The organism is Streptomyces sp. NPDC005863 (assembly GCF_042871345.1).
In the GTDB taxonomy this organism is placed as follows: domain Bacteria; phylum Actinomycetota; class Actinomycetes; order Streptomycetales; family Streptomycetaceae; genus Streptomyces.
Window position 1 is genome coordinate 1 of record NZ_JBIAII010000018.1, and the last position, 13,349, is coordinate 13,349.

Here is a 13,349-nt window from a genome sequence, read left to right on the forward strand (position 1 = left end):
CCGCCTCCAGGCCATCGAGCGGGACACCGACGTGGCCTGAGCACTGGTGCACATAACTTCGTACGCGGCGGTGCACTCAGACGAGTACGCGGACACCGGACGTCCAGGCCGACATGGAGCAGGTCGCAGAGCTTCGCGCCCGCCTCGACGCGCAAGCCACCGCACTCCGCACCTGATCCACCCGTTCCCGCCCCGCTCCCCCACTGCCCGCGTCACACTGTCCGCATGTCGGTGCGTTTCGCGGTGCAGGCGTCCACGGAGCGCGAGTGCCAGCAGGCCCTCGAACTCCTGTGCCGCCAACTCGACCTAGAGCCGGCTCTGCTGCCGCGGCTGATGTCGGACAACCGGTGGATGGCCCGCGCTACACCCACGCAGAAGACCCCGACCGGAGACGGTCGGGGCCTGGACGTGCACAGGTAGTCGCGCTTCACTTTCCGATGGCGTTGCCGGGTGCCATGCGGATGATTCCGTCGGGTTCGTCGAGGGCGACCCAGTCGTGGTGTTCCTGACAGAAGTACAGGCCGGTGACCTTGCGTTCGCCGCAGAACTGCTGGCCGCTGTTGTGCCAACTGCCGACCTGGATCTGGTAGCCGCAGATCTGGCTGCCGCGGTCCGGTTCGGTCGTGAGGATCTCTCCCATGGTCAGCTCCACGTCCACTGCTGGCCGCCGTGGCCTGCCCGGCGGGCGGCGTCGCCGATCTCTCGGGCGAGCGTGCCCCACTCGGCGCCCATCAGGCGGTGGGCGGCGGCCTGGTGGAGGAGGTCGCCGATGCGCGAGGCTTCCCGGGGCGGGATGCTGGCGATGTCAGCGAAACGGCCGCCGAACAGGTAGCTGATCTCCCGCCATTCGCTGGCGGTGAGGACGTGGGCGAGCTGGTTGCCGAGGTTGCTGAGAGTGAGTGCCGAGCGGGTCCGGGAGACTCCGCTGATGCTGATTCCCATGGTGATCCCTTCTGTGTCGGTTACTGGCCGCGAGTGTCTGCGAGCTGGGCGGCCCGGTCGAAGGCGAGGAGTACGGGGGCGGCCTCGGGCTGCCGGGCGTTCCAACTGGGGATGGTTTGCGCCCAGGTGAAGTCGCGCTGGATGGCCTCGAGGAGCAGTACGCACGCGTCGTCGGCTAGGCGGCGGTTGCCGCGGGCTTCGAGGCGGATGGCGCGGATGGGGCAGACGGCGCCCTTCTCGTCGTAGAGGGCATCGCGGCACCAGCCGTCTTGCTGGAGCCGCTGCCTGGCACGTTGGAGGAGGCCGACGATCGGCGTGCTGTCGGGCGTGGGCTGCAGTGTGGGAGTAAAGGGCAGTGGCCCGGTGAGTTCGGGTGGGGGTTCGGTGGGGATGTGGGCGGTGTTGACCTCGAAGGCGACGGCGGCCTGGGCGAGGCGGGCGGTCATGCCGGCGTCGGTGAGGGCGAGCCGGCTGTCGAGGTCGAGTTCCGTCGGGTCAGCGGCTTGCCTCGGCGGGCTTGCCGCGGCGAGGGTGGGCGTGGTCATGTTCGTGGTGCCTCCTGCACGTTCGCGTGTGGCGGGTGGAAGGGGCGCCCCTGACTGCTGCCAGGCTGGGAGGGGCGCCCCGGCTGAGCTATTTCTCGCGCAGGGAGTAGCGCACGAGGATCACGTCGGATGCGGGGATCTGGTTCGCTTCCGCGTGGAGGGTGCGGATCCCGTCGAGGAGGGTGCCGACGGTGGCGCCGGGTGGCGGGCTGTAGCTGCCGGTGCGGTCCTGTGCCGGGTTCGATCCGTGCCGTGCGGGGCCAAGCGTGAGGGTGGCGCTCCACGTATAAGTGCCAGCGGGGAGCAGGGTGTTCGGGTCGCTGTAGTCGACCATCAGGGTCACTCGCCTTCACCGAAGGTGACGTGCATAGTCGCGTGGAACAGCTGGGCCGCCTCCGTGCCATCGGTCTTCCGGGTGGCGAAGCGGGCGTTGACCTCGCGGACGATGCGGTCGGTGGTGGCGCGGTCGCCGCGCTTCTTCGCGGCGATGTAGTCGTGCACAGACTGATGGGTGATCTTCAGGTCGGGCATGAGGTCTCCTTGATCGGTCAGACGCGCCAGATCCCGGGCTTGCGGCGCGTGGACGGGTTGCTGCCCTGCGCGACATGCTTCTCCAGCCCGCGCAGCTCTGCCTCGTCGAGAACGCCCTCGTAGTTGTCGCCGAGCGGGGCACCAACCTGAGGGGTGGGGGCGGTGACGTTGCGGAGTCCGCTGGGCGGCTGCTCGTAGACGGTGCCGGACTGGGCGAGGAGACTCTGCGCGGTGAGGTGGCCGGTCATCCAGTTGCCGGTGACCGGACTGCGGTGAGTGAACGTGTGGGCGGTGTAGAGCTGCCCGTCCTCGTAGGGGGCGAGGTTGGTCGCCACATCGGCGACGGTGTAGACAACGGTGCCCTTGCGGATGTGTTTGTTGAGGTCGCGGGCGCCCCTCTTGGTGGGCTCCCAGGTCTTGCCTGCCATTGCGAACTCCATTCCAATTTGTTTGATTTGATGCGTTTTACTCAGGTGGACATGTGATGGTTTCAACCCAGACGTCCCCCCGGACAGGGGGTGGACGCGACCCGGGTCACGTCCGGGGCGACAAGATCAACGTCCGGGGGGTGTCCGGGGGGACGTCTGGGTGGATACCGGGCGATTACGCCGCCCCTAGGCTCCATTTAGAAAGTCGAGAGCGTCAGCGATCTGAGCCCGCCGGTAGCCGTTCACACGGCCCTCCTTGTGCGGAATCGTGATCTTCACCGAGCCGCCAGCGCCACCGGCTCGCAGCAGCTCGCCGAGCCGCTCCTCGTTCATGCCGCCGCCGATCAGCTTGGCCATTTCGTCCGTCTGCGCCACGTCCCGGCCGAGGTCATTCATGGCGATCAGGCAGCCGCGCAGTGCCTCAATCTGTATGCGCTGCTCCGGCGTGCGGTGCAGCACGTTCCGGCCCGGCACCCCGTCCCGCTTGGGCCCGCCTGCAGCGGACGACAACCCGGTGGCGTTGAGGAGGTGCTTCTCGATCGGATCGTCCCACTGCCCGGCGAGCCGGCCCGCCTTCGCGCGGATCTTCGCCGCGTTCTCCAGGAGCAGCGTGATCTCGCCACGGTCGTCCTCGTCCAGATCGAAGGACCGGGCGAGGTCGGTGACTCCGGCGAACGGGTTGACCAGCCAGCCGAAGCCCGGCCGCGGCGGGTCGAACTTGGAGGCGTCCCGGCCAGCCCCGGCCTGCCCGGCACCGAGGATCGCGTTGGACTGGGTGGCGTTCTCCACGCGCATCGCCCACCGGGCGCCGCAGTTCATGGCGAGGGCCTGCGGGATGACGTCGACCTCCGGGTACTGGGTGATCAGCACCATGAGGATCCCGGCACCCGCAGCGACCGCGGACAATTCGATCAGCGCTTCGAGGATCTCGTCCCGCAGGGGCTTGCCGGGCCGGGTGTAGGTGGCGAGTTCGTCGATGGCCAGCAGCTCGATGCCGCCGATCTGTTCGATGACGGGCGCGACGAGCTTGGACTTGCCGAGCTTGCCCAGGTCAGCCTCGCGCCGATCCTTGTCGGCCAGGAGGGCCTTGAGTAGGGCCAGCAGGCGGTCCGGGCTGGGCTTGAAGTACGTGGATGCGACGCCCGTCTTGGCGTAGGGGTCCCACTCGCCGTTGTTCTTGCCCGCGACGATCCGCAGGTTGATCCTCGGGTCGAAGGATGTACCGACGACGAGGTTGGAGGCACCGACGCCCTTGCCGGACCGGGTCATGCCTGCGATGACGTAGGACTGATTGTTGATCGCCAGGCGGATGGTGGCGCCCCGCTTGTTCCAGGCGACGGGCGCACCGTCCTTGAACGCGTCGAGCTGAGCGGGTGCCCTCAGCAGCGGTGACGGGCGCGTGTCCTCGAACGGATCCCGGTCGGTCATCCACAGCGAGGTGCGCACCTCGGCGCCGGCCTTTTCGACGTCGACCATGGACGCATCCCGCCCTAGCGCCCCGGCGAGCCTGGGCAGATCCTTCTTGAGTTCGGCGACGGTGACGCGTGGCGGAAGGTCGAAGACGACGGTGGTGTTGCCGTCTCCGTCCCTCTGCGGCACGGCAAGGATCTTGATCTCTTCGGTCTGCTTGACCTTCCCGATGTTGCGGAGCGCGTCCTCGAGTTCCTCAACCGTGAGAGCGGGCGGCGGCGGGGCGTTGAAGTCCCGTACTCCAGGCTGCGGTTCAGGCTTCGACAGGTTCACGGTCGGGGTAGCCAGCTGCTGCATCTCCATGGTCGGGGCAGGTGCATGCTGGCCGGCGACGAAAGGGCGGGAGACCAGGTACCAGCCGTATCCGGCGGCGGTACCGAGGGCGGCGAGGATCATGGGCTGCCCGGTGGCTGCCTGCTCGATCGCTGTGCCGAGGGCGGGCAGGGTACCGAAGCCTCCCGCGGCGAGTACGGCTGCGCGCGTGGCCTTCTTGCTCTGGCGGTACTGGGTCACCTCCCGGCCGGTGGGCGGCATGACGGGCATGGCCTGCATGGCGGCGAGCTTGGACTCCTCGGCTGCAACCCGGCCGCCGAGATGGGCCAGGGTTGCTGCGGACACCGGCTGGGCGCCTTCGGCTTCGGCCCGCATCTTGGCGTGGGCGAGACGGCCGTGGGCTTCGGCGACGATCCGCTGCTGCTGGGCGATCTTGTCGCTGCTCTTGCGCTGCTTCTTCTCGGTGGCGGCCTGGAGGAGGTCGACGGGGTCGAGGTCGCCTCCGGCGAGCCAGTCCCGGGTGCGGGCGGCGGCGTGACCGCGCTGCTCCTTGAAGGCAGCCTTGACCCTTTCGCCGCGGCTGGGCTGGGGCGGGGTGGGCTGTTGGTCGGGCATGGGCTGCTGCTCTACGGGCGCGTCGGCGGCCACCAGTCTGATCCTTTCCGTGTCGGGGGCGGGGCCTAGGTACGCGCCCCGCCGGTGGTGTGGTCAGCCCATGCCGCCGAGCATGGTGCCCAGCGAGCCGACGAGGGAGTTGGTCATCTGGGAGCCCATGGAGCCGATGATCGTGCCGGACAGCGCGATCCCGAACAGGACTCCGAGGGTGGCGTCGATGGCCTTCAGGCCGCTGTGCTTGACCTTCACCCAGACCAGGATTCCGAGGATCAGGATGGCGACGATGCTCACGGCGATGGTGCCGCCGCCTGCCTGAGTGTTGATCTGCTGGTTGGGGCCGGCGGGCGCCTGGTTGTTGGGGTTCTGGATGGGGGCGCCCTGCCCGCCGTCGGGGGTGAGGCCGCTGCCGATCTCATCGGCCGGGTCGTCTTCCTTCCCGGCGGCTGCGAGGGTGATGGTGCGGGTGTGTTCGTCGCTGGCCCGGTAGGCGGCCGCGTCCATGCCGCGGACGTAGGTGGTCTTGCCGCCGGGCAGTTTCACCGGTGCTCCGGTGGCCTCGTCGATGACGGTCTGCATGGTGGTGGCGGACGCGGGCGGCGCGGTCGCGGCACCGATGGTGGCGGCGCCTCCGAGGAGGGCGACCGCGGCACTGCCCGACACGGCGATCCGGCGGATGGTCTGCTTCATGACGATCTCTCCAGTGAGGTGGGTTAGTCGACGTTCGGTCGGGCGTTCTTGGCGTTGGCGGTGGCCCGTCCCAGAGCCGTCTCCGGCGCTTTCCGGGCCGCATGTTCAAAGCCGACCTGCCGCTTGGCGCCCTGGCTGTAGGACGGGGTGTCGCCGGGCCGGCGAACGGGCGGCGTGCCCCCGTTGTTGCGGCGTCCGTCGGGCTGCTGCGGGTCCTTCTTAGGGCGGCGCTTGATTTGGGATTCGACCAGCGAGAAAGATCCCCATACGGGCGCCTGCTCAGCGGTCTTCGCGCGGGCTTCGGATGCACGCGTCAGCGCGTCGATGTCGTGGTCAACACCGACCTGCTTGAAGCCGGTGACGCGGTACCAGGCTTCGGCCCAGATCTGCTCCGTGACGTACTGCGAACCGCGGGCGGCACGGATCGCATCGGCGACCTCCCACACGGCCGGGTGCGCAGCCTTCCGGTCGTCGTCGCGACGCTGCTGCTCGGCCTCGGCCCGTTCCTCCGCAGCCTTCTTGTCGGCTGCCGCCTTCTGCTCGGCAGCCGCCTTGGCGGAGCGCTCCTTCGCCTCCGCCCGCTCCTTCTCGGCGGCCTCCTTCTCGGCCGCCCGCTTCTCTCGCCGGGAGGGCTCTCCGTCGGCCTTCTGCGCGACACCCCGCTCGTAGATCATGAGGACGATGGGGCCGCCAATGGACGCGATGGCCCCGATGAGGCCGGCGTTGAAGCCGATCGCCTGGTCGGACATGCCGCCGTACAGGTTGACGGCGGCGGCGATGACCGCACCGAGCATGATGCCCACCCGGTACGGGCCGACGTTCCGGCGGTGCGCGACCGCCCACGCCGCACCGAACGCGAAAGCAAGAGCGAAACCTTCGAGGAGCGCGGGCGCGGCGATGAGGAACGGCCGCTCGGGGTCCCAGAAGTGCATGAACTGCACGGGCCCGGCGAGGGCGAGACCTACGAGGTAGATGCCGCGGGCGCTCCACTTCCAGAACCGTTCGGTGCGCGCCTGGTCGGCGAGCAGCTGCGCCTCCCGCTCGGCCGCGCCGGCTTCCGCCTTCTGTGCCTGCTCTTCCTCAGCAAGCGACTTGGCGGTCTCGGCAGCCTTCTTCGCCACGTAGGCGTCGTGGTCGACCTTCTTGCGCTCGAGGGCGATCCGGGCCCGCTCGTTGGCGAGCCGGTCCTTCTCGGCCTGTTCGGTAGCCAGGGTGCGGGCGGCGTCGGCGTCGCCTTCGGCTTTGATGCGCAGGGCGTCGGCTTCGGCAGCTGCTCGGGTGCGGATCGCCTCCGCCTCGGCCAGCGCCACCGGATCGAACCGCGGCTCGGGCGAGGCCACGGCAAGACCGTTGACCTTCTTCTCGACGGATGCGGCGGTCACGGTGATCGGTGTCCTTTCGGGAGCTAGATGGGTGTTTAGGCGATCTTCTGGACGTGAACGTCCAACTGCCGCGGGTCGGTCTTCGCAGCGGCGATGCGCTGCTCGAGGTCGTCCTCGTCGTAGACGGCGATGCTGTCCGACGAAGCTCCGGTGATCTGGTTGACCTTGGCGCCGGTCCGGGAAGTGACGGTGAAGATCCAGGTCGGCATGCCGGTCACCTCTTCTTCTGGCGACTGGAACAGCCTGCGCCGGGAGGGCAGATCGGCTTCTTGAAGCCGAGGAGAGTCCTCTCCGGTTCGGCACCCGGCCTTCCGCAGATCCAGCAGTCCCGCTCGTCGGTCATCGGTGTTGTCCTCTCGGGGGTTGGCTGACGGCCTCTCCGTCGAGACCGAGGAGGTGGTACGGGAACGGGACACACTCGAGGGGAGGCTGGGTGAACCAGCCGCCCTTAGAGATCAGCCGCCAGTGGAAGGCGAACTCCCCTATACCGAGTTCCATCAGGGCGACCGCCCGGTGGTGTCCGTCGCCGACGTACACGTGGCCGTACTTGTCGTCGACGTCCAACCAGATCGGCTGCTCCGGGGCGCCCCGCCGTTCGATCTCCGCCTTGTAGCGGTCGACGATCTCCCGTCGCCTGCCGCGGGCGAAGTCGCTGTGGCACTGGCGCCAGCGGCTGTACTCCTTGGCCCGGATCTGCCGGTCGTTGAACAGTGATGTCGCGAGCGTGCCGCGGTAAGCCATGGCGATCACCGCCACCAGTCGACGTCGGTCTTGGCGTGGCTCTCACACCACGTGCAGGGCAGGTTCTGTCCGCCCTTGTGGAGCAGGTAGTGCTGCATGCAGCCAGCACAGTGGAAGTCCTCAGGCTTCACGGCGAGCCCCCTAATCGACGGGACGGCTCGGCTGGGTCTCCTCGCACGTGCCGCGGGCGCAGCGGGTGCAGTCGACGCCGATGCGGCCACGGACCAGGTCGAGAGTCGCCGACGCGACTGCATCACCGACTCGCCCGCCCCGCTCACCCCCCACCCTCTTGCCAGCCCGATACAGGGCGGCGGCGGCATCGTCGAGCTTCTCGGCGGTCTTACGTCCGAACATGGCGTTCCTTTCAGCTCGTGAAAGTGGTCGTGCGCACCCCGGGCCGGGGCCGCGCTGACGGGCGAGAGGGGACCCGCGGTCACCCGCCAGCGCGGCGGTCAGCGGGTGAAGCGCGAGCGTTCATCCAGGTACTCGTCGACGGCGTTCCGCATCGTCACGGCCGACTCCTCCTGGCCGATGTCCTCGTACTCCTTGGCCGCCTTCCGGGCGACCTCGATGTCGCGGTCGATCTCCGCGACGTACTCGTCCTTCGAGTAGTGGTTCGTCATCAGGTGGCGGTTGCGCATGTGGTCCTCCTAGGTGCCGGGCCCGTCCTGTACGGGCCCTGAGCGCGTCGGCTTGCCTTCGCGGCTACGTCCGTGCAGACCGTGACCGAGGCCGGGGCGGCTACTCGAAGTGCTGGACGACGGTCTGGTCGCCGTGCCCTGTGTGGACCACGCCCGTGAAAGCGGTGATGACCGTGGACGAGGAGGCTGCGGGCCGCAACGGGCGTTCAGCGTTGCCGCACTCCTCCACGACCGCCTGCAACACGTCGTCGAGGTCGGAAAGGACGACCAGGCCGGGCCGGTTGAGGCGGCACAGCATGTCCACGTCCGCCTGCCGCGGATAGTCCGGATGCGCACCGACGACGATGCGCCGCCCCTCACCGAGTGCCTGGCCGAGCTCGAACATGGCGATCGGCTGCGTCGTCACCGCACGATCAGACGCCGGGAACCAGAACAGCGTTACCACACCCGGTAGATGCAGATGATGCTGCTCCCAACTCACTTGCTCCCAGCCCGCCGACGGGTCACCGATGGGGAAGTCCTGCCGGTTCGGGTTCAGCACCACCAGCGGCTGGCCAGCCGCCTGCAGCACCTCGACGGCGTGGTCGTGCCACCGCTCCACCCCCGTAATCCCGCCTGCCAGGAACACCGCCGGCGGAGCATCGGGCTGAGGCCGGTAGTAGTCCGGCGCCTCGAAGTACAGGCCCGACATCACGCGACCGCCGGCTCGTCGTGGTCGCGGGCGATGCGCCGGATCTCGTCCATGAGTCGCGGCCCGAACGGCTGCTGCTCGTCCAGCTGCCGGGCCCGCACGGCGAGCCGGACACGGGCATCGTCATCGCCGTCACGGAGGGCCGCAGCGAACCGGCCGGCGATCTCGTGCGGCAGGGCGTTCTCCGGCGCCTGCCGGTCGAACTCTGCCCACACGTCACGGGTGGTGGTCGCGGCGCGCTCGGCCCGAACCTCGGCGGAAGCGGCGGCACGGTCAGCGTCAAACAAGTCAACAGACATGAGGGAGTCCTCTCAGGGGCGCAGGGATAGGGGTTCAGGCAGTCGGGGTTCCGGTGAGTCGGCCGACCTTCGCGACGTGCTCTTCCTGCTCCTTGATCAGGGCCTGCGCCTGGCCGGAGAGCGTGTAGCGGTCGTACTCGCCGTGGTAGTTCCGGCCGTAGTCGTGGACCGAGGCGATCGGCCAGTCACGGGCCTGGGGGTAGCCGGCGGCCTTCAGCGCCTCGTCGTAGCCGGGCGCCTCCTCGTACAGGTGCTGCTCGTGGACCTCGGCGATCTGGCGTGCGCGCTCGTCGAACGCGATGGCGGCAGCCATGAGGGTGCTGTGCGTGTCGATGAGGCGGGAGACGGCGGCGGGCCACTCCGTGGCGGCCTTGGGGTCGCGGAGGTAGGTGAACGCGGCGTCGACGGCGGTCTTGGCCTGCCCGTGCTGCTTGAACAGGTCGCCGGTGTTGCTGACGACGGTCTTCAGGTCGGCGATGTACCGGGCGTTCCGCCACTCGCTGCGGGCCTGGTCGTAGACCTGGTCGAGGAAGTGGCAGGCCTTCTCTCGGAGGTCGTACTCGGCTTCGTCTGCCTCCGGGCGGCCAGCCTCGCGGTCCTGGTGCCGGAAGCAGAGCTTGGGGTCGTCGTAGTAGCGGCGCGGCGTCTCCGGCTTCGGCTCGCGGCCGGTGAAGGGCTTGAAGGTGTAGGTGTTGCCCCAACCGGACGGGTTGGGCTCGGCCTTGGTGAGGTGGGCGGGCAGGTAGGGGGCGAGCCGGACGTTGAAGATTTCCTTCAGCTCGTCGGCGGTGACCTGGAACGTCGTACCCAGCATGTGATCTCTCCTCGGGTCTGGAAGAACTTGATGGAGGTGGAGCCGTGGGCGGCGGGTGGAGGGGAGCTACGAGCACCGCCGCCCACGGCGATCAGAGGGTGGAGCGGCGGTCGATTTCGTCGCTGACGCGGTCGGCGAGGTCGGCGTGGTACTCCTTCACGCGCTCGCTGCCCGCGTAGGCGTCGGTGGTGAGCAGCAGGCAGGCGTCGCGCTCATCCCGGAGGCCTTCGGTGGTCATGTCGGCGAGGTGCTCGGAGCGGGGCATGGCGGGTCTCCTTGGTCAGATCGGGTTGAGTTCGTAGACGGCTTTGGCGATGTCGTCGCGGGGTGTGTAGTGCGCGTCGTGGTGGGCGAGTCGGGCGCCTGCACGGCGTCGGATGTGGGAGCCGCGGTGACGGAGTGGAGGGGAGCCGTGGACATCCGCCACCGCGGCGAACAGGGGGAGGGTTAGCGGACCAGGCGGAGCGGCCGGACCACGGCGAGACGCGGTCGCTGATACCGCTGCCGGTCCTCCTCCGCTTCCAGCAGACCCGCGACCAGCACCGCACCGGCCTCGGAGACGTGGCCCTCCCAGGACCACTCACCCGACGGCGTCTCGAACCGGAACCGCATGAACGGCGCGGCATCCGGGGCGGGATCAACGGAGTGGAGAAGCTGGCCGATCGCAATACCGGCCTGATGCTCATGACCGAACCGCGGCACGCCCATCACGACGCCACCTTCACGATCACGAGGAACGCGTCCGACGCGAGATCCATGACGACCTCCGCCAGAACACCCTCCGCACGACGAGCCGCGGCGAACTCCTCCGCCGGCCAGACGCCCCGCGGGTTACCCGCCGGGACACGGTGCAGGATCCGACGGCGGACGAACGAGGCAGCCTCATGCGCGGCGGCGTCGGCCCGGGACAAGGCGGGGGCGGTGGGGGTTGCCGTGGCCATCAAGCCACCTCCTCGGCAGTAAGGAGCGCCATCACGACGTCCTTCGGGATCCGGATCGCTCCCCCGCGCCTGGTGTCGCCTTCGGCCCGCGGCTGCCCGTACTGAATGGACGGCAGATCTCCGCTAGCGGCCCACCGGTAGACCGTCTGCTTGGAGACCCGCAGCAGGACTGCGGTCTCTCGCACGGTCAACAGCACTTGAGCCGAAGGCAGCATCGGGCTCTCCAATCCAGGAGTCGGGGGGCGTAACACACACGACTGTTCCACGTCTCTTGAGAGGTATCAACCCTCTCGTTCGCGCCGGTCGGTCCCGACAGCCCCGCAGCCCTACTTGACGTGGGCTTATGGTGGAGAAATTGATGGATGCCTCAAGAGATGTCGCGCACTAGAGGAGCTGGAGTGACAGACGACCGATGGGTTGGCTCATCGACGCCGTACATCGAGAGCGGCAGTGGTGACGCCTGGGGCAAGGAAGCCGCCGCAAGAGGGCGCTCCGGAACCCAGCGCATCCTCGGCGCGGGCTCGCAGCCTGCGCCTCTCGCTGTCGCCGAGGCGATGCGAATCGCCCCAGGTACAACCGTCGTCGCGCGGCAACGGCTGATCCTGCTTGATGGCCAGCCGATCGAGTACGCCAACTCGTACTGGCCGACCAGCGTCGCCGAGGGCACACAGCTGGCGACAGCCATAAAGATCAGAGGCGGCGCCGTCTCCCTCCTCGCTGAGCTCGGATACCGACCCGGAACGGTCAGCGAGGATGTACAGACGCGGCCACCTACGAAGGAGGAAGCCGAAGTCCTGCAACTCGCCAGCAACAGCGAATGGGTTCTGACTCTTACCCGCACGATCTCGACCCTCGACGAACAGCCTTACGAGGTGTCAGTCATGGTCAGCCCCGGCCGCATAGGGCGGCTCCACTACTCGATGGAGGTCGACTGACATGACTGAGAAGCCCGAAGAAGAGACCGTCTGGCCAGTACAGGATCAGATCGCTGCCTACCTGCGCGACGGAATTCTGAACGGCGACTTCCCGCCCGGCAAGGCGCTGCCCTCAAGTCGCAAGCTGCACGAGAAGTTCGGGGCCGCCGCTCAGACCATCAAGAACGCGATGGAGATCCTGGAGCGCGAGGAGCTGGTCTACACGCGCCGCGGTGCTGGCATCTTCGCGAGAGAGCATCGCCAGAGGACGATGACACCGGCCGAGTACAAGAACCCCCCGACGGACGGGGGCAAGTATCAGTGGATCACCGCTGCAGAGCGGAAGGGATCCGCCGGCCGGGCCGAGCTTCTGGCGGTCGAGGAAGTCGCACCGCCGCACCTCGTGCGCGAAGCGTTCGGGCTTGACGCCGAGGAGACCGTCATCCTGCGCCGCCAAGTGCTGCACCTGGACGATCAGCCTTGCGAGTTGGTGGAGGTCTACTTCCCGATTGACGTGGCCCGGGACACACCGATCGCAGAGAAGCGGCGCATCAAGGGCGGTGCCGGGCGAATCCTCGCGGAGGCAGGTCTGCCGACCTTGAGGTGCGTGGACAAGGTTGCCGCTCGATGGCCGACTCCCGAGCAGCAGAAGGCGTTGAAGATGCCTACCAAGCTGCCGGTACTGCGCCAGTTCCGGGTGACGTACAGCGTGGACGATCGCCCAATCCAAGCAGAGTTCATGATCAAGGCTGGCCATCTTTACGAGCTTGAATACGAGTTCTGAGCTGGAACAACAACGAGCCCCGCCGCCTGAGCGACGGGGCTCTTTCGCGTTCGATGTGGTCCAACACCTTGCCGACTTCTCAACGATCCTCCTACAGTGACGGAGTGATCGAGGCCACACGCACCGTGAGGAGTAGCATGCCCGATCGGACCGCACGCACCGCGATCTACCGCCTCTACGACGCCACCGACGACTTGCTGTACGTCGGCATAAGCATCAATCCCGACGCTCGATTCCGCGCGCACCGCATAGACAAGCCATGGTGGCTAGACGTCGAAGCGGTTCAAATCGACTGGCTCGACAGCCGGCTGGCCGCGGAGCAGGCCGAGACTGAAGCCATCTCTACCGAGTCCCCTCGCTACAACCTCCACCAGACGCAAGCCTGGCGGGACAAGCTGGCCGCCAGCGCAAAGGCCGTCTCGCCAGAAGGTCGGCGCCGCCGATCCCTTGGCATGCAGGCCCGCAAGGCCATGGAACGGAAGGTGGAAGAGCTCATCGCACAGGGCCTCCCATATGCCGAGGCCCTCGAACAGGGGGCACTGGAGCGAGAACGCTTCTTGGGAGCTGATCTCCTCGCGAGCCTGCGCCGCCCGAAGTAGTACGACCGAACGGGCACCCATACGCCCGCTACTACAGGCCATGTTGGAGGCA

At 68.1% G+C, this 13,349-nt stretch carries 24 protein-coding genes; 4 read left to right on the forward strand and 20 right to left on the reverse strand.

What is annotated here, in order from left to right:
* The first annotated feature begins 225 nt into the window (after nt 1–225).
* Nucleotides 226–420: a hypothetical protein gene (locus ACFYO9_RS37300; protein ID WP_388667093.1), complete on the forward strand. Its 195-nt coding sequence runs from the start codon at nt 226–228 to the stop codon at nt 418–420.
* Between the two features lie 7 nt (nt 421–427).
* On the opposite strand, the gene ACFYO9_RS37305 is transcribed toward ACFYO9_RS37300, so the two are convergent.
* The 20 genes from ACFYO9_RS37305 to ACFYO9_RS37400 all read right to left on the reverse strand — a co-directional run bounded on the left by ACFYO9_RS37305 (nt 428) and on the right by ACFYO9_RS37400 (nt 11,185).
* Entirely contained in the window at nt 428–640 is a 213-nt protein-coding gene (locus ACFYO9_RS37305) for a hypothetical protein (RefSeq protein ID WP_388667096.1), read from the reverse strand.
* Between the two features lie 2 nt (nt 641–642).
* Entirely contained in the window at nt 643–942 is a 300-nt protein-coding gene (locus ACFYO9_RS37310; RefSeq protein ID WP_388667098.1) for a hypothetical protein, read from the reverse strand.
* Between the two features lie 20 nt (nt 943–962).
* Nucleotides 963–1,487, reverse strand: a complete 525-nt coding sequence (locus ACFYO9_RS37315; protein ID WP_388667101.1) for a hypothetical protein — start codon at nt 1,485–1,487, stop codon at nt 963–965.
* An 88-nt stretch (nt 1,488–1,575) separates the two neighbouring features.
* Entirely contained in the window at nt 1,576–1,821 is a 246-nt protein-coding gene (locus ACFYO9_RS37320) for a hypothetical protein (protein ID WP_388667104.1), read from the reverse strand.
* Nucleotides 1,822–1,826: 5 nt separating this feature from the next.
* Complete coding sequence (locus ACFYO9_RS37325; RefSeq protein ID WP_388667107.1) at nt 1,827–2,018, reverse strand: hypothetical protein; 192 nt, start codon at nt 2,016–2,018, stop codon at nt 1,827–1,829.
* Between the two features lie 17 nt (nt 2,019–2,035).
* Nucleotides 2,036–2,446, reverse strand: coding sequence for a hypothetical protein (locus ACFYO9_RS37330; RefSeq protein ID WP_388667109.1), 411 nt, complete (start codon nt 2,444–2,446; stop codon nt 2,036–2,038).
* 186 nt (nt 2,447–2,632) lie between these two features.
* A complete protein-coding gene (locus ACFYO9_RS37335) occupies nt 2,633–4,837 on the reverse strand; it encodes a hypothetical protein (RefSeq protein ID WP_388667112.1) in 2,205 nt (734 codons plus the stop codon).
* Between the two features lie 60 nt (nt 4,838–4,897).
* On the reverse strand, nt 4,898–5,491 hold the full coding sequence (locus ACFYO9_RS37340) for a hypothetical protein (protein ID WP_388667116.1): 594 nt from the start codon (nt 5,489–5,491) through the stop codon (nt 4,898–4,900).
* A 23-nt stretch (nt 5,492–5,514) separates the two neighbouring features.
* Nucleotides 5,515–6,831: a hypothetical protein gene (locus ACFYO9_RS37345; RefSeq protein ID WP_388667119.1), complete on the reverse strand. Its 1,317-nt coding sequence runs from the start codon at nt 6,829–6,831 to the stop codon at nt 5,515–5,517.
* Between the two features lie 77 nt (nt 6,832–6,908).
* Nucleotides 6,909–7,082: a hypothetical protein gene (locus ACFYO9_RS37350; RefSeq protein WP_388667121.1), complete on the reverse strand. Its 174-nt coding sequence runs from the start codon at nt 7,080–7,082 to the stop codon at nt 6,909–6,911.
* A gap of 130 nt (nt 7,083–7,212) precedes the next feature.
* The gene (locus tag ACFYO9_RS37355) at nt 7,213–7,623 is read right to left on the reverse strand and encodes a hypothetical protein (protein ID WP_388667124.1); all 411 of its coding nucleotides are present in this window, start codon (nt 7,621–7,623) and stop codon (nt 7,213–7,215) included.
* A gap of 132 nt (nt 7,624–7,755) precedes the next feature.
* Nucleotides 7,756–7,968: a hypothetical protein gene (locus ACFYO9_RS37360; RefSeq protein WP_388667126.1), complete on the reverse strand. Its 213-nt coding sequence runs from the start codon at nt 7,966–7,968 to the stop codon at nt 7,756–7,758.
* A gap of 98 nt (nt 7,969–8,066) precedes the next feature.
* Complete coding sequence (locus ACFYO9_RS37365) at nt 8,067–8,255, reverse strand: hypothetical protein (protein ID WP_388667129.1); 189 nt, start codon at nt 8,253–8,255, stop codon at nt 8,067–8,069.
* A gap of 100 nt (nt 8,256–8,355) precedes the next feature.
* Complete coding sequence (locus ACFYO9_RS37370; protein ID WP_388667319.1) at nt 8,356–8,946, reverse strand: nucleoside 2-deoxyribosyltransferase domain-containing protein; 591 nt, start codon at nt 8,944–8,946, stop codon at nt 8,356–8,358.
* A complete protein-coding gene (locus tag ACFYO9_RS37375) occupies nt 8,946–9,245 on the reverse strand; it encodes a hypothetical protein (RefSeq protein ID WP_388667131.1) in 300 nt (99 codons plus the stop codon). Before ACFYO9_RS37375 ends, ACFYO9_RS37370 begins: the two co-directional genes overlap by 1 nt.
* 34 nt (nt 9,246–9,279) lie before the next feature.
* Nucleotides 9,280–10,059 (reverse strand): hypothetical protein, encoded by a 780-nt coding sequence (locus ACFYO9_RS37380; RefSeq protein ID WP_388667134.1) that lies wholly within the window; start codon nt 10,057–10,059, stop codon nt 9,280–9,282.
* A 91-nt stretch (nt 10,060–10,150) separates the two neighbouring features.
* The gene (locus ACFYO9_RS37385) at nt 10,151–10,324 is read right to left on the reverse strand and encodes a hypothetical protein (RefSeq protein WP_388667137.1); all 174 of its coding nucleotides are present in this window, start codon (nt 10,322–10,324) and stop codon (nt 10,151–10,153) included.
* Between the two features lie 182 nt (nt 10,325–10,506).
* Entirely contained in the window at nt 10,507–10,770 is a 264-nt protein-coding gene (locus ACFYO9_RS37390) for a hypothetical protein (RefSeq protein WP_388667140.1), read from the reverse strand.
* Complete coding sequence (locus tag ACFYO9_RS37395) at nt 10,767–11,000, reverse strand: hypothetical protein (RefSeq protein ID WP_388667323.1); 234 nt, start codon at nt 10,998–11,000, stop codon at nt 10,767–10,769. Before ACFYO9_RS37395 ends, ACFYO9_RS37390 begins: the two co-directional genes overlap by 4 nt.
* Nucleotides 11,000–11,185: a helix-turn-helix domain-containing protein gene (locus ACFYO9_RS37400; protein ID WP_388667143.1), complete on the reverse strand. Its 186-nt coding sequence runs from the start codon at nt 11,183–11,185 to the stop codon at nt 11,000–11,002. Before ACFYO9_RS37400 ends, ACFYO9_RS37395 begins: the two co-directional genes overlap by 1 nt.
* A 213-nt stretch (nt 11,186–11,398) precedes the next feature.
* Here ACFYO9_RS37400 and ACFYO9_RS37405 point away from each other — a divergent pair, with 213 nt between their 5' ends.
* The 3 genes from ACFYO9_RS37405 (at nt 11,399) to ACFYO9_RS37415 (ending at nt 13,297) form a co-directional block, all read left to right on the forward strand.
* Nucleotides 11,399–11,935, forward strand: coding sequence for a UTRA domain-containing protein (locus tag ACFYO9_RS37405; protein ID WP_388667146.1), 537 nt, complete (start codon nt 11,399–11,401; stop codon nt 11,933–11,935).
* Nucleotide 11,936: 1 nt separating this feature from the next.
* Nucleotides 11,937–12,698 carry a GntR family transcriptional regulator gene (locus tag ACFYO9_RS37410; protein ID WP_388667149.1) on the forward strand — a complete coding sequence of 254 codons (762 nt, stop codon included), beginning with the start codon at nt 11,937–11,939 and terminating at the stop codon, nt 12,696–12,698.
* Nucleotides 12,699–12,835: 137 nt separating this feature from the next.
* Entirely contained in the window at nt 12,836–13,297 is a 462-nt protein-coding gene (locus tag ACFYO9_RS37415; protein ID WP_388667152.1) for a GIY-YIG nuclease family protein, read from the forward strand.
* The last annotated feature ends 52 nt before the right edge of the window (nt 13,298–13,349 follow it).